Below are 20,398 nucleotides of genomic sequence, written 5' to 3'. Positions count from 1 at the left end.
AAATTTACTTTTTAATCCGACTCATAAACGCCAACAGCATTTATGAGCCGGATTTTTTTATGCAGTTTTATCAAGTGAGCCGCAACGAGTTTAAAATTCTGAACTCTTTGGAACATCAATAGTCAAATTCTCATTCCCGTTTTGGGTGATTAGAATATTATCTTCAATCCGTACGCCGCCAATGTGTTTCCACTTATCTACTTCACTCCAAGAAATATCTTCTTTAAATTTGTTTTGAATTTCTGAATTTTCCAGGAGAGGTTTAATAAAGTAACACCCTGGTTCTACGGTTATTAAATAGTTTTCTACCAGTTCAATGTCAACCCGCAAGCGGGCACCAAAGTAAGTTTTTGGGTTTAAGTTTTCTTCCTGGCCTGTATCGCGTACTCGTAAGCCAACCAAATGCCCTAAACCGTGCGGAAAGAAAACCGAAACAACTTCTTTCTCAAGCAGGGTGCTCAAATTTCCTTTTAAAATTCCTAACTGTAATAATCCTTCGGTTAAAACTTTGGCCGCATGGTTATGTACATCCCGCCAGAATACGCCCGGTTTAGATAGAGCAATACACTCGGTATGCGCCTGTAAAACTAATTGATATAAAGCTTTGTGTTGGGAGGAAATATTTCTGGATGCAGGAAACATGCGGGTAATATCCACGCAATAATCATAGATATCGCACCCGGCATCTACCAGCACAAACACGTTTTCCTGAATAACTTTTTGCGTAGGTAAGGCGTGTAAAATGGCCGAATTTACACCGCTTCCCACAATAGTGTCGTAGGGCACAGTATGCGCTCCTCGTCTTAATATTTCACCTTCATACGCTACCTGAATATCCTTCTCGGTAATTCCGGGTTGTAGCACTTCCTTAATTTTGGTGTAACCTTGGGTAGCTATTTGGGCTAAATGTTTAATTAAGTTTATTTCGGAATTATCCTTTGCCCGGCGGGTTTGATCTAAGGCAGTCCTTAAATCAAAAGCCTTACCCGTTACACCACCCGGCACCTGACCTAGCTTGTAAACCTGAGCAAACTTATTATTTACTAAAAAGCTGTTTAACTCAGTAATGGCATTTCCTTTTTCCGAAACCAACAGGTCGTTTCTTTCTCCTTCCCAAACGGCATCTCCGGCCGGAATGATTTTTTGAAATTCTACCCAGCCTAAATTTTTATTATAAAGTATTACTTCTTCTTCTCTACGTCTGCCGGTAAGCCAATAATAAGCCGGATGCGGTAGAAAAGAGTAAGTTTGATCTAAGCCGCCCGGTTTAAAAATAAGATCACCCGAATACACCAGAACTGCTTCATCCGGCTGTAATAAAGCGTCCCACTTTACGGCTAACCGCTGGCGGCGTTGTTCAATATCTTGTTTAGAAAAATACATGGGTATAAATTATAAAAGGTTCAAGTCTATTCCGTTTTACAACTATTCTTTGCAAAAGTTTTTTCCGGAATACCGTTGCTGTTTAAAAAATTGGTTGGTTTAGTAGCAATGCATTGCTGTTAAAATTAATTTAACTTTTGCTTATTACTTACCTAAATGGTTAAAAGTAAATTAAAACGATAAGAGCCACTGTAAAGAGAATAATCTTCTACAGAAAGTTTTACTCAAAAATTTGGTGATAGAATTAAAACTTTAGCTTTTATAAGTACAAAGATTACTATTTATACACTACTTAACCACGCACAATTTTCCGGATGCGTTATAATAAAGAGGAAAAAGGATATGAAGGCAGGAGTCCGGCTTAAGCAATACTTTTAAGTATTTGCTAGTGAACGCCGATTAATGGAACAAAGTTAAATGCAGCAAGTACTTAATTTAAGCGTACTCCATTCTTTAACAATTATTTACTTAATTAAAGAAGAGAACATTTGTTCCCGTATTGTTCTCTTCCATATTAAAATCAACCGTTAATAGCAAGTTATTATTTTGTACTTGTTTGAAGGAAAAGAAGTGGACGGAGAAGTTGAGGAGAAACTCTTAGAACAAGTGAATGCTAAATTATACTATAAAGAATCTAAGTAAATAAATAGGGGAATTAAAGATAAATACAAAAAGTGGAGTTTAGTTAGAAGTTTACCTTGTTACTCTTCTTAATAGGAAGGAAAAGATGGTGATAAATCAATAATATTACAATTTTTGATCTTGGCCGGATAAAGATTTTTTTCTTAAAACGAAAGCTAACCAAACTAAAGATGTAATAAAACCAGAGGTAGAATAGATTAAAATTGTTAAAGGGTCCATGTTAGTGAAAAAGAAGTATTCTCATAAAAGTACAATTCACAAACAAGCAAATTAAAGGCCAATTATACCAAAGTAAAAAAGAATGCCAGAAAATTCTTTTTTATACAGTTTATCACCGATTAGCGATACTTTACTTTGAACAAATAATCTCTTAAACCTTCTAACCCCAATAGTAATAGATAATAAGTAATGGCTTTGCTATTTTAATTTTGTTTGATCAAAATTTTTCCTTAAAGCCAAAATCAACCAGATTAAAGAAATTAGAAAACCAATAACCGAGAAAGCAGATAGAGCAACAAAGTTCATAAAATGAATTCTAGTAGACAGCCAAGTACACCAGGTTAAAAACCTTTTATTATATTTAATATGTATATATTATAATATATAGACTTATACATCATAAACAGTATATAGGTTCTTTACAATAAAGTAATTTAGACGAACAGGACTTGTTTTCAGATAAACTAAAACTTTCCCTCGGTGAATAAAGTGGTCGTTTTATAGACTATCACCAAACATCTTAGCAGCTTTAATTCAATCCTACTTTAAAATTAAAAAAGGTGAACTTACGGGTTCACCTTTTTTGCCTGTGCTTACTACTCTATTTACCTATTAGCAAAAGTGCTGGGCTGCGCTTGCTGAGGCTTCACTTTTAAGTTAGTTAATTCTGAATAGTAAATGTAACCCACCTTATCGTTTACCTTTACCAAGGCCCAGTTCGCGTTCCATTTGCGAATCAGTTCTACCCGGTCGTTGGTTGTAATAGTTTCAATAATGGGACTAGCAGTCCCCGCCTGTTGAAAAACTTTAACGTTGTCGTACTTAGCCTGCACAATGAGGGAGGGAGTTTTGTTGTCGGCCATAGCAAAGCCAAACTGTACTAAAAGGGCGAGGGAAAGAAGAATCTTTTTCATAGTTGTAATGCTTTCGTATTTTAGGTTTATCGTTTATTTACTTTTTCGAAGACCAGACCTGGTGTCTGGCGCTTCTGTTAACGGTATTTGCAACGGCTGTGCCAATACCGTAAAAACCTAAAATAAGGCTCAAAAAGGCTATTTACAGAGATTTTAAAGCTGAAAGCTGTTCACTATCGAACAAAGCGGTTCGTTTATTGTCCGGTTATAGCACAGCTAACCAGAGATATGATTGGGCAAAATCTTCTAAATTGGCTGTAACTGGGTAGGTAAGCATTAGGTGGTTACTACAAGTATAAACACTCCTAAAAGTAGCCGGTAAATAAAAGAAAGAAATAAGTATTTGCCCTTGTTTAAAGGCTAAAACAATTTGAATAAGCCGCTTCAGATCAGCTGCTTTCTTGGGTTAAGGTTCAGTTTTCTGCAACTCCCCTATTCGGGCAACTACTAGCTGATGCTCTTATTGGGAGGTAAGATATTTTTTGCCTTCCATTTATTCACTTAGCAGTGTGCTTAGATTTACAGAAGAGAGCAAAAGAAAATGCACGGAACTTAATCCGTTCAAATCCTTGATGCGGGAATTAATTTTTATGGAAGAAAATCCTTAATTTATTTTGACACCTTCCTCCTACCCGAAAAATCTTTCTAAGCCACCCGCCACCTTAGTTCTCTAAACAGTTTTAAGCGAAAACAGGCTTCTGAGCAATTAAGTCATTGGCTTTCTCCGCCGGAATAGGTAAGAGCTTAAATGTAGTAAGACCAGTAGTTTCGTGGTATTTAGGGCAATTTAGCATCCAGGTACGGTCTTCCAATTCATACAAGGTTGTTTTTACAGATAAACCCGTATTCATTTTCTCGGAAATGATATAAGTGTGTAGAACTTTCATATTAATGTAAATTTATATTATTCTTAAATATAGCTTAATTTTAACCACCTATTTGCATAAATTAATATATTTTTACACAATCTGCCTTTTATTTAAAGTCACTTAAAATAAAAAATAATTTATTTTCTTTTTTTTACTAATTTGATATATATTTATAGTGCTCTTCGGTTTAATCGGAAGATTAGCATACTAGTGATTTTAAATGATTAGTTTCTCTGTTTGTTAACTATAAAATATAAAATTAAACTATGCACTGGTACGGTACCCTTTTAGAAATTGTCCTGGTAGGCGCTTATGTTTATTTTCGCCGGAAAGATTATCTATCTTCTAAGTGAGATTTACACATGCCACTACTTTAAGCTTTTACCAGTTTATTTTTCATAATCCAGATAAAACAGATTTCCTTCTTTTTAGACACTTATAAATGCGCTAATAACCAGTGGATTAATAAAGAGTTGATTTAATTTGATTGATACGCCCGCGAGCAACAGCAAATTTTATGTTAGCTCCTTTTGGTTTGGTTATCCTCCCGGTCAGAAGAAGATTTCCTTTTTGTATCCGTTAGAGAATTTCATTACCAAAATCTGACTCCCCGAAGCGATGCAAAAACATCAGGGATTATTTTCCCTGGCGTTTTTATTATACACTTATCCAAGCAAGCTAAATTAATTAGAAATTACTGATTAATAGCAAGCTCTGCTTACGCCACCTGGTACATCTTCTACAGATGCGATTTTAAATCCTTTGCTGAACGTATTCTTCATTAAATTTTTGTATAATGGTTCCTGCAACTTCTAACCTTGCTATGCAAGCTTTTATTGAACAAGCCTGCGCCCTTCATAATTATGATCAGCTAAAGACATACGGTATTAGTATTCGGCCGGATATTTTGATTAAAGGGAAAGTAATCATCAAACACCAAGGGAATAATTTTAATTGTAAGAACGATCCGGATACAATTAAAATCCGCTTAAAAGAACTATTGCTATTATAGTAGGTTCTTTACCGTCACGTTAATTGCCGTAGGCAAACTATTCCGGACAATGAGATGAAACTAAACAAAGGCTATAATTAGTAAAATTGTAAAAGGTTTTATTTAAAAAACTTATTTAATAAACCTGTTAGCAAAGCACACCTAAATAGAAATTTAGCTACGCTAAAACTTACATCCACCTCATCAACTAAAACCAATTAACTGCTTTACACAGCTTTACCTTATCTACAACTTTATTGCCTGCAAAATGCCATAAACCCCAATTGCCAGAATAGTGAAGCAGCTGAGCCAAAAGACAGCATCGTACCAGAGTGAGGGTTTTAAGGAAGCGGGTAAACGACGATAGCGAAAATAAATAGCGGCGTATACCACTAACAAAAGCAGGATTGAAGTCATAAAGCCCCCCAATAGAATCATACTCATGGGCAGCTTAATAAAAAGAAACAGCAAACACCAGCTAATCGGAAATACCCAGGCTAATACGGCAATCGTCTTTTTGCGGGTAGTATAATCAGCAAAAGAAATCCAGCCCAGTTGCCCAAAAGCATCGGAGAATATACGGGTAAAACTTGCCGCCGCCGTAAACATGGTAGAGTACAAAACCATAAAAGCGCTAATCATAAATATAATTTCGGCCCAGGGACCTAAGGTTTTGGTGTACATACCCGATAAAATTTTTACCATGGAATAACCTTCGGGCACTAATCCTTGATTATGCAACACAGCCGCACCCAAAATGTAAAAAGCGGCGGTTACTATGGTATACACCACCATGGCCAACAAGGCATCGTAATACATAATTTTTATCCAGCCACGGGCTCTTTTTTCCCATTCCGGGGTATTTTGCTTGGGCCCGGTAAAGCCAGCGTAGCCTTTTTCGATGCACCAATAGTTATAGTACATAATTTCGTCGCCGCCAACTCCGGTAATGCCAAAAGCGGCAATGGCTACTGCTACCGTACTGGGTGGCAATTTAAACTGCAATCCCTCCTGAATATCTGACCATGAAATTGCATAAGGGGTATACTGTAGAAAAAATACGGAAGCCAAGGTAAAAAAAGTAAAAAACAACATCATCACCAGCGAAAATTGCTCTACTACCTTGTAATAGCCTTTGTAAATTAGTAAAGCGGTAATTAAAGTTATTCCAATAGCCCAAACCGGAATGCTGATAACCGGGGCCATCATGTTTAAGGTAATAGCCACGCCTCCCACAATGCCGCCTACCTGCAACAGCTTAAACAGCTGAATAAATAACCACAACCAAATGCTCCAATTCGCTTTACCAATTTTAAACCCAGGCAGTTTATTTAACGACGTCATGGAGGTTTCGCCGGAATGAATAACGTGCTTGCCCCATTCTGTTTGGAGGGCTACTTTTACCAGGCAACTTAGAATAATTACCCAAAATGTTACAAAACCGGCCTGTGCACCCAAAGCGGTAGTAGCAATTAATTCTCCGGAACCTACAATAGCGGCCGAAAGTACAAACCCAGGCCCCAAATGCCGAAAAATTCCTCTCAAGGTAGTTGGTGGTTCCTGGATATTTCGGGTAGTAATAACGTATGGGTCCTGGTACTCCGGCTGTTTTTCGGAAGATGCATTTTCTACTTTCAGGGTTTCCATGGAGGTAGGATTTTAGCTTAAGCTAGTAAATTAAGATTTTATCTTGGATAATGTGCATAGTTACTGTAGTTTGAATTGTAAATCTTTGTCGCCTTTTCAAGTCTCCATTTTACGATTCTAATTTGTTTAAACCGGCTAAGTTTGCCTCATGGCCGGCGGGCCTCGTTCGGCTCTTTCGGGCGGTTTAGCGAACCTTGGCTCATTGCACTGTGCCATGCTGCTGCGCCGCACCAGAACGCTAAAAGTCCCTCAATAGCCAAACTGGCGTCTTTTGTTCTTAGCAACAGCTTTCAACGAGGATTCCTGCCTTTAAAGAATAGTATTATTGAATATGGATAAAGACTAAGCATACTTCTTTTCTCTTTGTAGCCTATTTTTATTAAAATAAAAAGGCTCTGCTAGTTGAGCAGAGCCGTTCTTTGAATAATCTTGGTAGTAATAAAAGTATTCAGGTTTTCATTTGACCTAAAACTTATTTTTCAAGTTGATTAAGAAAGGAAGGAGATCAAATCCTGGTTTAATCTTTCTTTGTGGGTGTAGAAAAGGCCGTGCGGTGCGCCTTCGTACACAATATATTGTGCCGCTGGAATTAAAGCAGCGGTGCGGTTACCGCTTGCGTCAATGGGTACGGTTTTGTCATCGTCGCCGTGAATAATTAAAGTTGGTACCGTAATGGCCTTCACGTCGTTTCTAAAATCTGTCTGGCTAAAAGCAATGCCGCATTGTTCCGTGGCTCGCGGCGAAGCTACCGAGGCCAACATGCGGTAGTAATCCAGTAAAGGCGTACTCACCGGGTGGTTTACTAAATTTACCCCGAAGAATTTCTTGCCAAAATCATCTAAAAAGCCTATTCGGTCCTTTTTCAAGCCAGCCAGAATCTCTTCAAATACGCTTTGATCCACGCCCTCCGGGTTGTCGTCGGTTTTACCAAGAAAAGGAGTAACTGCAGATACCAATACAATTTTAGATACCCGGTTACTACCATGGCGGCTTAAATAACGTACTACTTCGCCGCCGCCCATCGAAAAGCCAACCAACGCCACATCGGTTAAATCTAATTCTTCAATTATAGAATGTAAATCGTCGGCTAAGGAATCATAACTGTAACCATCCCAAGGCTTTTCGGAATGGCCGAAACCCCGCCGGTCGTATTTAATTACCCGTAAGCCGGCTTGTATTAAATCGTTTACCTGGTATTCCCACATTTCTTTACTTAAAGGCCAGCCATGAATTAATATAACCGGTCGGCCACTGCCATAATCGGCATAAGACAAGTGTATTTCTTCGTTAGTAATAGAATCTTTTTTTGAGATAAATTTCATAGTTTTATCATTTTGGTTTTTAGCAATAGCATAGAAACCAGAAAATAAAGGTTTTGTTCAAAGCTGAATTTACTTAGCAAATACCTCTAGATTGATTCTGCTCTTATGGCGAATGGGATTAAATAATTCTGTATTATTATGGTCGAAAATATTTTATCAAACTCATTCTAATTTACTTTTTCCCTGATATGAGAAAAATATACCTTTTGCTGATTTGTTGTTTTATTGCTTTTCAAACGTATAGTCAGGCCGCCAAAACCGAAGTGGCTATTATTCCGGAACCGGTTACTCTAAAAATGAATACGGGTCAGTTTACCTTACCCCGTAATGTAGTTATTGCGGCGAGTGCAAATCCTCAATTAAAAGCTACTACAACCTTCCTGCGCGAGCGCTTAGCTACGGCTACCGGCCGAAACGTTACAGTAAGCAAGCCTTCTACTACGGCTACCATCCGTTTGGTTTTGCTGCAAACTCCCGATAACAGTATTGGTAAAGAAGGTTATCATTTAGCCGTTACCCCGCAGAATATTGTGATTAGAGCCAACCAGCCGGCTGGTTTATTTTACGGGGCGCAAACGTTAATACAATTATTCCCGAACGAAATAGAAAGTACCGAATTAGTAAAAACAACAAATTGGCAGGTGCCGTGCGTAGAAGTTACCGATTACCCCCGGTTTGGCTGGCGCGGTTTAATGTTTGATGTGTCGCGGCATTTCTTTACCAAACAAGAAGTAAAACAATTTATCGACGACATGGTGCGCTACAAATACAACCTGCTGCACCTGCATTTAACCGACGACGAAGGCTGGCGCATTGAAATTAAAAGTTACCCTAAATTAACCCAGGTGGGCGCCTGGAATGTAAAAAAAGAAGGTTATTTCGGTAGCTTCTCCCCGCCACTACCCAACGAACCCCGCACCTACGGTGGTTATTATACCCAAGCCGATATTAAAGAACTGGTACAATATGCCCAGGAAAGATTTGTAAATATTTTACCGGAGATAGACGTACCGGGGCATAGTTTAGCCGCCGTAGTTTCGTATCCGGAATTATCCTGCACGCCGGGAGCAGAAAATTACCGGGTTCGCTCCGGCGAACAAATTATGGATTGGTCGCGTGGTGCGCCGCCCATTGCTTTGGTTGATAATACCTTATGCCCTGCCAACGAAAAAGTGTACGAGTTTCTGGATAAAGTAATTACCGAAGTAGCCCAGCTTTTCCCGTTCGAATACATCCACGTAGGTGGCGACGAAACTCCGCAAAATTTCTGGGAGAAAAGCGATGCTATTAAAAACCTGGCAAAGAAAGAAAATTTAAAAAATATGCACGAAGTGCAAGGTTACTTTGAAAGAAGACTGGAAAAAATAGTGCTCTCCAAAGGCAAAAAATTTATGGGTTGGGATGAGATTCTGGAAGGTGGCCTGGCACCGAGTGCTGCCGTTATGAGCTGGCGCGGCATGAAGGGTGGTATTCAGGCGGCCCGCATGAAACACGAAGTAGTAATGAGCCCTACCGACTTTGCTTATATTGATTACATGCAGGGTGATGCCAGCATTGAGCCTAAAATTTATGCTACGTTGCGGTTAAATAAAGCTTACCAATTTGAACCTCTTCCCGACAGCGTAGATGCCAAATATATTAAAGGCGGCCAGGCTAACTTATGGACCGAACAAGTATACAACATGCGGCATGCCCAATACATGACCTGGCCCCGGGGCTTTGCCATTGCCGAATCGTTGTGGTCGCCGAAAGAAAGCAAAAACTGGAACAACTTCTTTAATCGGGTAGAGAATCATTTTAACCGGTACGATTTTGCCGAAAAGAATTACGCCCCCAGCGTGTACGAACCTATTTTTAACGTTACCAAAACCCCCGATAATAACGTAAGTATTGCCTTAAGCTCAGAAGTAGAGGGGTTAGATTTATACTACACTTTTGATAATTCTTTCCCCGACCGGTTTTATCCAAAATATACCGAAGCATTAGTGCCGCCTAAAGATGCCGTTATGCTGCGAGTGGTAAGTTACCGGGGTAAAGAACAAGTAGGCCGTATGATTACCATGCCGGTTACCGACTGGAAGACTCGGGCGGGTATAAAGTAAATTCAAAAAACTGTTTTTAAATTTTTGTACTCCTCCGGATTCGCTACTTCTTTAAGGGCTAGTCCGGAGGAGTTTCTTTAAAGAGCTGTTTGGAAACAATAGCTAAGATTAACTTTTTCCGTTCTTGGTTTTTAACGTGTAACTTAAACCTAATTGGGCCGCCTCGTTATGGCTTTGTTTAGGCGAATACGCATTCCCCTGCACATCCGTAGCCTCGTATTGCAGAATTGTGCTAAAACCATAAGTGTACCGGAGGTCAGCACTTAATTTAGCATTTAGGTTGTACCTGAAACCGGCAGTAAGTCCTATATCCGGGGCGTTATATCTTAAAATATTTTTCATATTATGCGTCCTTCCCCCATCGTCCCTGTTGCGCGGAGCTATTAATAAGCTAAATTCCGGGCCCAGAAATACGGCTGTTTTGCTTTTAAGCTGGTAGCCAAGTAGCAAAGGAAGGGTAAAATAGTTATAAATGAGTGTTCCCTTCGTTCGGCTGGCTTCATTGGCGAAAGGAAGGGTGAGCGTGTCGGAATACCTACCTCCTTTTAGGGTGTAAAATAATTCTGTGCGTAAAAAGACCTTAGGCGAAATGGTAGATTCTTTCCAGATACCCAAATGATAACCTACCCGATTTTTGATTTTTAAAGTGTAGGCTTCGTTTACATTCAACCGGGTTACATTCAATCCGGCTTTCACGCCGAAAGATTTCTGGCTGTAACCAATAGTTGAAACCAGGAAAAACAAGCACACCATAAATACTACTTTTCTCATAAACTTAATTCGCGTAAAGATTTATATAAAGTTAAAAGCTGCTTAACGGTTGTAAATCTTACTAAGCTAAAGCCTAAGCCAGAAGCTACAGGCTTAATAGCCATAAAATAATCTAAAAAGTAAAAAGTAGAGGGAGAATAAAAAAGCCACCTGGAAGAGGTTGTAATGGACAACCTTACTGAATGGTGGTTCTTGCTACTGCTATAACGCCGGAACTTAATTTTATTTTGTTACCTCACAGAGATTTTTTAAATTTTTCAGAATTCTAGCCGCTTTTTACCTTAAGTGTGGGTGAGAATGAAAAAACAAAATACTTTCAAGTAGTTAGCACGTGCAGATACTCAGTAGGGACTTGGTCCGTTAGCCAAACCTGGTTTTCTGATAAATAAAACAAATAGCCGTTCTGAGTCATAGCTTGCGCATCAATCCGCAAAACCACCGGTTTGCCGTGTCGTTGCCCTACGTTCCGGGCAGTTACTACATCGGTGGATAGATGAACGTGGTGGCGGTTTTGTTTCTGTAAACCGGTAGCCAGAACGGAATTTAATGCCCCCTCGCTGGTACCATGGTAAAGTACGGCCGGTGGCACTTGCGGGATATAGCCCAACTCTACCTCAATCGAGTGTCCCTGATTAGCCCGGATTTTAGTTTTATCGGCATTAAAGGTAAACCGCTTTTTATTGTTATTAGCAACCACGTAGTCCAAAATAGCCGGGGAAAGTTTTATATTATTTTTATTGGCTTGTTGCAGCAGAGTAGCCACACTGGTCCAGCCGTTTTCATCTAAAGTGATATTTATCTTTTCGGGCTGATGCCGCAGCACCAAACTTAAAAACTTACTTATCCGTGTTATTTCTTTCTCCGGCAGCATAAGTTTACATTATATTATTTTCTGTAAAGTATTATCTGCTTTACTACCCTAAAATTTTAACGAAGTTACCGGTTCTTACTTTTATTAGAAGTTTTTGTCGGATGACCTAACCACAACAAACCATCAATAATTAATTTATTTTGTACCTCATTGAGGAACTGAAAGGATAGTTCTTTATTGGATGTATGCTCGTAGTCGATGTCGTTGTGGCCCATATTCACGTACAGCATGCGGTAATTTTTATTCGTCCAAACAACGGGATAGTAGCCACTGTGCCAGATTTCGTGCGGTTTAGGTCCGGTACCAAGCGGGAAACTGGTGCTATCTATGGTTAATAATATTTTAATATCGGGGTTTTGGCGCAAGTCGTTTTCCCAGCGGTACCATTCGTTAGGCGAAGATTTAAACGTTTTAGGCAAATCTAAAGTAGCCGGGTGTTTGGGATCCTCAACGCGTAAAATAGCCGAAGTGGGCCGCCAGGTGTTGCTACCGTAAGAACCCGATCCTAAAAATTGCTGATGGTACCAATTCCAGTTCTGCGGATAGGTGGATGGAGTTAAAGCAAAACCGGCAAAATGAAACCCCAGCCAAGCACCGCCCTTTTTCATGTATGCTTCAAAAGCGGCTCTTTGCACTGGTTCTTCCGGCCGGGTATCCAGAAAAAGTACCACTTGGTACCTCGCGAGAAAATCAGCGTTCAGGTTATTCCAGTTATTCGTAGAATCGTAAATAAAATTATATTTCGCCGCCATTTTCGGGAACCAGCGGTTGGCTTCGTGCACAAAGCTAATGTGAGCGGCATCGTTCTTAGCTGTATAAAAAGCAATTACTTTAAACGGAGCCGTCCGGGTTTGCGCCATACTTCCTGTAAAAAAGTTAAAACTAAGAACGCTCCAAATAAATACCTTTATTGCAATTTTACTTAGCTGACGAAAATGGAACATGAATGTAGTTAGGTTAATGGCTTTCCCCTTAAGATCTAAATAGTAAAAGTAAAGTTACGGCTGCTTAATTATCTTTAGCTAAAAATTTAGATTTTCATGTTCGGGTTTAAACTACCAATTTGGCTTTACGTTCCGGTAAGCTTAAGTTCGGCAATAAACTCTTCTTAACCAGGGCCGCTCCTTTCTTATTTAGATGAACTCCATCTATCGTTAATTTCAGTTTTCGTTTCTGACTAAGCCAATCAGGTCCATTTTTAAAAACAGAAATAATTCTGTCAGCAACGGTAACGGTCCAAAAACTTTCCAGAAAATAATTGGTTTGTAGTTCCTGTTGTAAAACCTGGTCAAACAACAATCCACAATCAGCTAAACCAATATTTTCTTCCTGAGCCACATGCCGGATAATGGTGTTGTACTCTTTCCGTTTGGAGTTTAAAACAAAACCTCGAAATTCGTTAATACAACCTATAGTAGTGACCACCAGTTTACCCCGGAATTTTTGCTTTACGGTTTTTACTATTTTTCTTAATTCTGCTTCAAAAGCAGGGGCGGTTTCCAAGGGTACCAAGCCTTTCTTAAGTTGCTGTTTTAAGGCAAATTGAAATAATTTACTTTTTTCTCGGAAATAAGGTAAAAAAATATCGTTGTAGCCTCCTTGCAGAACAATGTAATCAAACTCAGAATCTTGCTCAATTTTAGTTTGTAGCCGCCGGGAAATATTAGAAAACGTATCGCCATCTACCCCGAGGTTTACTAATTCATAAGCCGGAAACTCTTTTTTTATAAGCTGAATATAACTTACCCCTAATTTCCCCCTGGTAATGCTATCACCAATAAATAATATTCTCATTCTCCTGAAAGTTTAAAACTTCAGATCAGGTGATAAAACATTACCCGCTCTGAAGCATTATTATAGTACAATTTGAGAGTAAACATTTAACTTCGGATGAATCAGAAAGCTACTTAAAATTAAGTCGGGCCAAATTATTGGTCAATAATTGACATACCAATAGAAATAAGTCTATTGGTATTCTGACGTTAAAATAGGTAAGCCAGCAAACACCAAAAATGACCCAAGTAGCCTGAAAATAATTAGTGCTTCATTCCTGAATTTGCCGGTTAACTATTTATTACCAGGGCTTTTAGTAATTAATTTACTTTTTACTTCAGATATATTTCTCCCTGTAAATATAGCTTTGCTTTACCGCTTATTTCAACGCGATCGTTTAGATATTTACATTGTAAATATCCCTTCCGCTCTGATAATTGAATGGCGGTTAAGTCTGATTTTCTTAATTGTGCGGCCCAGTAAGGTGTTAAAGAAGTATGCGCTGATCCTGTAACCGGGTCTTCGTTCACGCCCGATTGCGGCGCAAAAAACCGGGACACAAAATCAACCTCATTGCCTTTAGCGGTGATAATAACACCTCGGGCGTTTAATTTGGCAATTTCGTTTAGGTTTGGAGTTATACTTTTTATTTCCACTTCGTTAGCAAATACCAGTAAATAATCCGTTTTTCCTTTCATGCCTAATCCAGGTTTAATGTTAAAGCCGGCGGTTATTTCTTCGGTTAATACAATCGGTTCTAAAACATCGGATAAGTTTAAATGGCTTACTACCGGGTAAACGCCCAGGTGTTTATTTCAAATTACCTTAAATGAATTATTCTTTCTACGTTTATCTGTTCCAGGAAATACTCGTCGTGCGATACTACCAACAACGTGCCTTGATAATCGTTAATGGCAGTAGTTAAAATTTGAATGTTCTGGATATCTAAGTTGTTGGTAGGCTCGTCTAACACTATAATGTCGGGTGCTTTATTACTAATTGTGAGGCAACAAAGCATTAAGCGCATTTTCTCACCCCCACTTAAGGCAATACAAGGTTTGTCCCAATCATCTTTAATAAACAAAAATCGGTTGAGCCGGATTTTAATTTCGTGTTCCTGTAAGCCAGAAGAATTAAATTGCTGAGCCTGCTCGTAAACCTTTAGGTTGTTATTAATTAAAGAATAATCCTGATCGATGTACACAGTTTTATTGTAAGCTCTTTGTACCGTACCAGCTCGAGGTTCATTTTCACCTAAAATTATCCGGATTAGAGTAGTTTTACCCGAACCATTTAATCCTGTTAGGGCGATGCGCTCCCCACTGGTAATCTGGAAAGTTAAGGCTGGTTGCCAAAGCAGTTGCCCGCCGAAGCTGTAATTTATTTCTTTGGCGGTAAATAATATTTTACCCTTGTGCAAGGTAGATTGGTCGAAGCCGAACTTCATTTTATCGGTAACAGGCAGTTCTTTACGTAATTCATGTAGCTCCTGCGAAATGGCGCCCACTTTTTCAGCATGAATTCCTTTTAATCGCGAGGTGCTGTTTTCTGCGTTATTTTTCATGACGTTCAGCATGATTTTAGGCATACCGGCCTTTACCTGTTTTTTCTTGCCGCGGGCGTCCAGCTTTTGTTGCCGTTCGGCGGTTTCCCGCTCTAGTTCTTTGGCTTTGCGCAAAGCTTTTTCTTTGCTGCGTACCTCCTGGTTCAAGGCCTGGCTTTCCATGTTTTTCTGTTCGACGTAAAAATCATAATTGCCGCCGTATACCGAAATTCCGCGTTTACTTAATTCCATTACCACATCAAGTAGATATAGCAATTTACGGTCGTGGCTTACTACCAGCATGGTGCTGGAACTGGACTGAATAAAGTTGCACAGCAATTGCCGACCGGCAGTGTCCAGGTGGTTGCTGGGTTCGTCGAGTAAAACCAGTTCGGGTTGATGGATGGATATGCCAGCCAGGAAAACTTTGGTTTTTTGACCACCGCTAAGGGTATGCATTTTTTGCTTTAAATTAAAGGCTTCCAGTCCCCAATACGCCAGAGCTTCGGTACAACGCTCTTCCAGAGTCCAGTCGTCGTTTAGTAATTCTAAGTTTACTCCCGTTACATTTCCCTCCAGAATCTGGTAAAATGCTTTTAATTTACCTTCAATCTGCAAAGCCTGGCTAATGGTGAGATGATTATACTGCCCGAAAAGCTGGGGAATGTAATACGGCGTAGCTAAAGTTTGTACTACCCCAGCTGAAGACGGTAGATTGCCCGCGATAATTTTTAGCAAGGTAGATTTCCCAGTTCCATTATTGCCAATTAAGGCGGCTTTATCGTGTTGGGTAAGGGTAAGATTTATGTTATCGAACAGTAAATCTTTATTCGGATGAATATAAGTGAGATTCTGAATAGTAAGCATTATTTCTTTCTTTAAAAAATTGAAAAATCCAGGAAACCGCTCAGCAGTTGCCTATCTATTTTTCCGGAAAGAAATTGGGAATCACATAAAAAAGTGTTTTCTGTTTACGTCTGCAAATATAAAAAAATCTTTTTAGGTGTTAAATATTTGAAGTAGTGCAGCTAAGGAACTGATTTTCTTACATGCGGCCAATAACTTTTAATTTGCTAAAATAAAATGTTGAAAATTTTAAATAATGACTACTATTTAGGGGCCTAATATTTTTCAGAAAGGCTTAAATAACAATTTGTTCTCAATTATTTTTTACAAATAATTGAGCTGCTAACAGTTGGGGGCGGTTACTGGCCGACGAGTTGGTGAGAGCCACAAGTTGCTGATAATATTGTTTGGCTTTTTTGGTATCGCCTAATTCTTCGGCCGCCAGGCCGGCGCCGTATAAGCCATTAAATCGGTGGCGGTGTTTTTGTAAATCAGCTTCGTAAGCCTTAAGAGCATTACCATAGTTACTTATTTCCAGAAACATATCGCCTAATAGTTCTCTGGCCGGAATAATTTCGCCGGGGGTAACGGGATGTTTTGCCGTGGCATCTTCCATTTCCGCTGCTTCGGTCATTAACGCAATGGCCTCCTCTTTTTTACCTTCTCCTAATTTAATCCAGCCTTTAGAAGCTTTAATTTGAATTAATACGAGATTGCTTTTGTAGTCTTCTTTAGCTTGTACCAACCTACCGTGAATTTGTTCCAATTGCTCCAGCTCTGCGCGAGCCTGGTTAAGTTTACGAATATGAACAGCGCCCAGCAAACGGGCAAAGTGAATATTTGCTTTTTCCCAAAGAAATTTTTCCCAGGGCAAGTTAGTAGGCTCCAGGTTTAATTGACCAGCGGCTTTCCAATCTTTCCGTTCTAGGGCGTACCGGGCCGGCATGGCAGCAAAGCAATAGGCAACCTTAAAATTAATGGGAGATACTTCATTCAGGGTTTGTAAGTATCGAATCTGCTCCATGGCTTTTGTATCATTTGCTTTCTGCAAGTAAGCGTAGGTCAGGTAATCTAAGCCATGTAGTTCTTCATCCCAGTGCCCCTTCATACCGGAACTTTCAGCGTAACATTGTGCTGCCGAAACCGATTTAATATTTGATTCAATGGCTTCGTCCCAAAGGCCCAATCGCGTGAAAATGTGAGACGGCATGTGTTGCGCGTGAGCCGAGGCAGTTGCAATGGAGGCATATTTTCGGGCAGCCGGTAAAGCCAATTCGGCCAGTTCCGGATAATCATTAATGTGAATAAGATAATGTACCACACCCGGGTGATTAGGCTTATTCGCAAGTATCTGGTTTAAAATATAACCGGCTTTCTTTTGTTTATGGAAGGTTTTATCTTTTGGATCGGCGGCGGCTCCCAAAGCCAGCGCATAAAAAATGGCTGCTTCGCTATCCAGAGGATATTTCTCAAAAATTTTCCGGGAAGCTTTTTCGTATTTAAGTAACCGCGTGCGGTGGTCGAGGGTATTCCATTGGTCGTAGATGGAAGCAATGGCTTCCAGGTAATCTGCTTCCCGCGAAGATTTATCATTTACAATGGTGCGCGCCAGAGCAATAATTTTCTCTCCCTTTTGTAAATCAACCGGACTGGGTGGGGTCCACAGCGGATGAAAGTTACACATAGCCGCTCCCCAATAAGCCATTACGCACTCCGGATCGGTATCCATTACCCGTGCAAATACTTTCTCGGCCTCAGTATATTCAAAAGAATGCAGCAGGGCAATAGCCAAATTAAAATCCTTTTTTACTTTCTCAGAACAACTCAGGCTAAATGCTACGGACCCAAACTGATCTGATCCGGAACCGCACAAAGTAACTTCACCCCTAGCCAAGGGAAGGTATTGTAATTCTTTTTCCAACTGATCTTGATTTTTCGCCCGGGAACAAGCCAGAAGCAGGAATAAAGTAAGTACCAACGACAGGAATCGAATGAGCGTACAAGAATTCATGGCGGATTGGAGTTAAGAGTTTATAACAATATTGCACCAAACAGTTCGCAAGCGCCTAATTACTAATAGTTCGCCCGGTAGTAGTTTTGTTAAATAAAAGGTATTCTCGTTTTTATCTTTTTTATATAGTTAGTAGTCTGGAAGTACTTATGGTTAACTCTTAAAACTTTTTATTTCAAGAAAATATATTTTCTTTCCCTTATTCTTCGGCTGCATAAGCCGCATGTTGGTGGTTGTAAGGTGCCTTATCCGTCAGAACCGTTTCTAGTATTTCTGAATTTTCTTAGGCTCCAATTTATAAATAAAAGAAGACACCTGAAGCTATATTAAATATAGTAACATAACTGCCTAGTTGTTACTATTCAAAAATCATAAAACTACCTTTTAAAATCAATCCTTCTTAAAGCAGTATGAAAATGCACACTCTTATATGAGCCTAGTAAATTAATTAAAACTAAAAATGGTTTTGATGGTGGTAGCAAATAAGTCTTCCAGGATTCTGGCCTAACACTGGAACTCTTAATCTATTACATATTCCTCATGCTGCTTAGACCACCAATCGAACCTAGTAACTGGCGTTATTGGTTAAATCTTTAAATGCCCTGATAAATTGCATAAATTCTTCCTTAGTCTGGCTATCTTTTATTTCTCCTGTCTCACTTATCTTTCCCTTTATTCCTGGAATAAGCAATGTTGTTTCATCGGTAAACCTGGCCACTACTGTTTTCATTAACAATTGTAGCTCTTCGTGTCCTTTTTGGCCGTGGGCAGAAGCCGTAATCAGGCCAGTGGGTTTTTCACTAAATATGGTTGTGGCAACGCACCACTCAATAACATTTTTCAGACCGCTGGGAATGCTAAACACATATTCGGGCGTGCAAATTACCAAGCCATCTGCCTTTTCAATTGCTTCCCGAAACTCTACAATAGCCTTTGGTGGACTGTTTGCTGATAACTGCGGATCAAAATGAGGTAGGGATTTTAATTCATGAAATACGGTTACGTTGAATTCATTTTGCGTGAGCCTGGCAAACTGATCTATTAATTTCTCATTTGCTGAGTTTTCACTCGCACTGCCTATAATTATAAATATATTTTTCTTAGTTGCCATTGCTTGTTTGTCAAAGATTAGCAAAACTATTTAACTATAAATTAATTAGGGTATCTAACTCGCTCGGCAGGGACTAAAATAAGTTACTTTCTTGAAAAGGATCTTTTCGTCGGTTAAAGTAATTTGAGTATGAAAACTGCGAATATAGGCCTAATCTATGCAGTATATAAGGCAAAAAAATTCTATTTGGTTAATTGCTTAAGAGCCGAAATGCGTTCGGCTAATAGGGTTAAATCAGATTCGTTGTTGGGACAAACCAGAAGAGCTTTTTGGCAACTTATTATGTTACCAGCCATTGTCAGGAAATGAATGAAAAAGTAAAATCAGGTACATGCTTTAAGCACTTCGGCAATGGTTATTTCTAAAAAACTTGAACCCAATTCCAATAATTTAGCAAATACCAGATTTGGTAAAAAAGATAAAAGTAATTTTCACCTATCCGCTTATAGCATATTACCTAATAATACGGGAAATGCTATAAGGCAGATAGGTTCTGAATCATTTTTTATCCGCTTCTTGCCGGGCTTTTTGGAAGAACAATAGATGATAAGGCAAGGCGTTGCCCCAGTAGGCCCAGGTATGCGCTCCCGGTCGCTCGATGTATTCGTGGGGTACTTTTTCGATTACTAGGCGCCGGTGCAACTCGCGGTTACTTTCAATTAAAAAATCGTCTACGCCGCAATCAAACAATATTTTTACCGGACTGGCTTTGATCTGAGGTACCATGTTTACCACCGAATTTTGAATAAACTGACCGTAGTTCTGGCTTTTCGGGCCGAGTAAAGCTTCGATACTCTTTGTTAAATCGCCACCCTGAATAGAAGCAATATCTAACGCGCCGCTCATGCTACCCGCGGCTAAATACATATCCGGATGTCGCGTCGACAAGTACAAAGCTCCGTGGCCTCCCATGCTTAAACCCGAAATAAACCGACCTTCCCGGGCAGTAATCGCCCGGTATTTCGCTTCTACGACCTGCACCAGTTCTTGGGTGATAAAAGTTTCGTACCGGCTGTTTTTATCTATAGGGCTATCCAGGTACCAACTACTAAAGCCGCCATCGGGAGTAACAATAATGGTTTGGTATTGATCGGCCATACTGGTGAGTACGCTTTTATCGGGCACTTTAGTTAACCAATCCCGAAAATCACCGCTGTAACCGTGCAACAAGTAAAGTACCGGGTAAGTCGCCTTTTTTTGCTTTTTGTAACTATCAGGTACTACTATCCCGGCGTGCAGCTTTTGATTCATGGCCGTGCTGGTTATTTCCAAGGTATCAACCTGAGCGGCTTGGGTGGTGTAAAAAGTAAAAAGAGTAAGTAATAAAAGCAGGTATTTGGTATGCATAAATAATAAAAATTTAAAAAATGGATTCCGGATGAA

16 protein-coding genes are annotated in these 20,398 nt (G+C 39.5%); 2 read left to right on the top strand and 14 right to left on the bottom strand.

The annotated features are described in order from the left end of the window. Positions 1-90 precede the first annotated feature (90 nt). The 3 genes from HUW48_RS02250 to HUW48_RS02240 form a co-directional block, all read right to left on the bottom strand. A complete protein-coding gene (locus HUW48_RS02250) occupies positions 91-1,383 on the bottom strand; it encodes an aminopeptidase P family protein (RefSeq protein WP_182414128.1) in 1,293 nt (430 codons plus the stop codon). 1,466 nt (positions 1,384-2,849) lie between these two features. Then, a complete protein-coding gene (locus tag HUW48_RS02245; protein ID WP_182414127.1) occupies positions 2,850-3,158 on the bottom strand; it encodes an SH3 domain-containing protein in 309 nt (102 codons plus the stop codon). 680 nt (positions 3,159-3,838) lie between these two features. Then, the gene (locus HUW48_RS02240; RefSeq protein ID WP_182414126.1) at positions 3,839-4,045 is read right to left on the bottom strand and encodes a hypothetical protein; all 207 of its coding nucleotides are present in this window, start codon (positions 4,043-4,045) and stop codon (positions 3,839-3,841) included. A gap of 778 nt (positions 4,046-4,823) precedes the next feature. Between HUW48_RS02240 and HUW48_RS02235 the strand changes: the two genes are divergently transcribed. After that, the gene (locus HUW48_RS02235; RefSeq protein ID WP_182414125.1) at positions 4,824-5,039 is read left to right on the top strand and encodes a hypothetical protein; all 216 of its coding nucleotides are present in this window, start codon (positions 4,824-4,826) and stop codon (positions 5,037-5,039) included. Between the two features lie 225 nt (positions 5,040-5,264). Here the strand turns inward: HUW48_RS02235 and HUW48_RS02230 are convergent, their stop codons facing one another. Both HUW48_RS02230 and HUW48_RS02225 read right to left on the bottom strand, forming a co-directional pair. Continuing rightward, complete coding sequence (locus tag HUW48_RS02230; RefSeq protein WP_182414124.1) at positions 5,265-6,665, bottom strand: Nramp family divalent metal transporter; 1,401 nt, start codon at positions 6,663-6,665, stop codon at positions 5,265-5,267. Positions 6,666-7,153: 488 nt separating this feature from the next. Beyond that, positions 7,154-7,987 carry an alpha/beta fold hydrolase gene (locus HUW48_RS02225; protein ID WP_182414123.1) on the bottom strand — a complete coding sequence of 278 codons (834 nt, stop codon included), beginning with the start codon at positions 7,985-7,987 and terminating at the stop codon, positions 7,154-7,156. A gap of 188 nt (positions 7,988-8,175) precedes the next feature. Here HUW48_RS02225 and HUW48_RS02220 point away from each other — a divergent pair, with 188 nt between their 5' ends. After that, the gene (locus tag HUW48_RS02220; RefSeq protein ID WP_182414122.1) at positions 8,176-10,089 is read left to right on the top strand and encodes a beta-N-acetylhexosaminidase; all 1,914 of its coding nucleotides are present in this window, start codon (positions 8,176-8,178) and stop codon (positions 10,087-10,089) included. 108 nt (positions 10,090-10,197) lie between these two features. Here the strand turns inward: HUW48_RS02220 and HUW48_RS02215 are convergent, their stop codons facing one another. The 9 genes from HUW48_RS02215 to HUW48_RS02175 all read right to left on the bottom strand — a co-directional run bounded on the left by HUW48_RS02215 (position 10,198) and on the right by HUW48_RS02175 (position 20,362). Continuing rightward, complete coding sequence (locus HUW48_RS02215; RefSeq protein ID WP_182414121.1) at positions 10,198-10,860, bottom strand: porin family protein; 663 nt, start codon at positions 10,858-10,860, stop codon at positions 10,198-10,200. 316 nt (positions 10,861-11,176) lie between these two features. Then, positions 11,177-11,731: an RNA 2'-phosphotransferase gene (locus tag HUW48_RS02210; protein ID WP_182414120.1), complete on the bottom strand. Its 555-nt coding sequence runs from the start codon at positions 11,729-11,731 to the stop codon at positions 11,177-11,179. Positions 11,732-11,796: 65 nt separating this feature from the next. Then, complete coding sequence (locus tag HUW48_RS02205; RefSeq protein ID WP_182414119.1) at positions 11,797-12,591, bottom strand: ThuA domain-containing protein; 795 nt, start codon at positions 12,589-12,591, stop codon at positions 11,797-11,799. 190 nt (positions 12,592-12,781) lie between these two features. After that, positions 12,782-13,525: an SGNH/GDSL hydrolase family protein gene (locus HUW48_RS02200; protein ID WP_182414118.1), complete on the bottom strand. Its 744-nt coding sequence runs from the start codon at positions 13,523-13,525 to the stop codon at positions 12,782-12,784. A gap of 311 nt (positions 13,526-13,836) precedes the next feature. Beyond that, positions 13,837-14,202 (bottom strand): PhzF family phenazine biosynthesis protein, encoded by a 366-nt coding sequence (locus HUW48_RS02195; RefSeq protein WP_182414117.1) that lies wholly within the window; start codon positions 14,200-14,202, stop codon positions 13,837-13,839. Positions 14,203-14,324: 122 nt separating this feature from the next. Further along, positions 14,325-15,914 carry a ribosomal protection-like ABC-F family protein gene (abc-f, locus tag HUW48_RS02190; protein ID WP_182414116.1) on the bottom strand — a complete coding sequence of 530 codons (1,590 nt, stop codon included), beginning with the start codon at positions 15,912-15,914 and terminating at the stop codon, positions 14,325-14,327. Between the two features lie 292 nt (positions 15,915-16,206). Next, positions 16,207-17,904, bottom strand: a complete 1,698-nt coding sequence (locus HUW48_RS02185) for a tetratricopeptide repeat protein (protein WP_182414115.1) — start codon at positions 17,902-17,904, stop codon at positions 16,207-16,209. 565 nt (positions 17,905-18,469) lie between these two features. Continuing rightward, a complete protein-coding gene (locus HUW48_RS02180; RefSeq protein ID WP_182414114.1) occupies positions 18,470-19,015 on the bottom strand; it encodes an NADPH-dependent FMN reductase in 546 nt (181 codons plus the stop codon). 498 nt (positions 19,016-19,513) lie between these two features. After that, positions 19,514-20,362, bottom strand: a complete 849-nt coding sequence (locus tag HUW48_RS02175) for an alpha/beta hydrolase (protein ID WP_182414113.1) — start codon at positions 20,360-20,362, stop codon at positions 19,514-19,516. Between the last annotated feature and the right edge of the window lie 36 nt (positions 20,363-20,398).

The sequence above is a fragment of the Adhaeribacter radiodurans genome, assembly GCF_014075995.1.
Classification (GTDB): Bacteria; Bacteroidota; Bacteroidia; order Cytophagales; family Hymenobacteraceae; genus Adhaeribacter; species Adhaeribacter radiodurans.
This window is presented reverse-complemented; position numbering and strand designations above follow the sequence as displayed.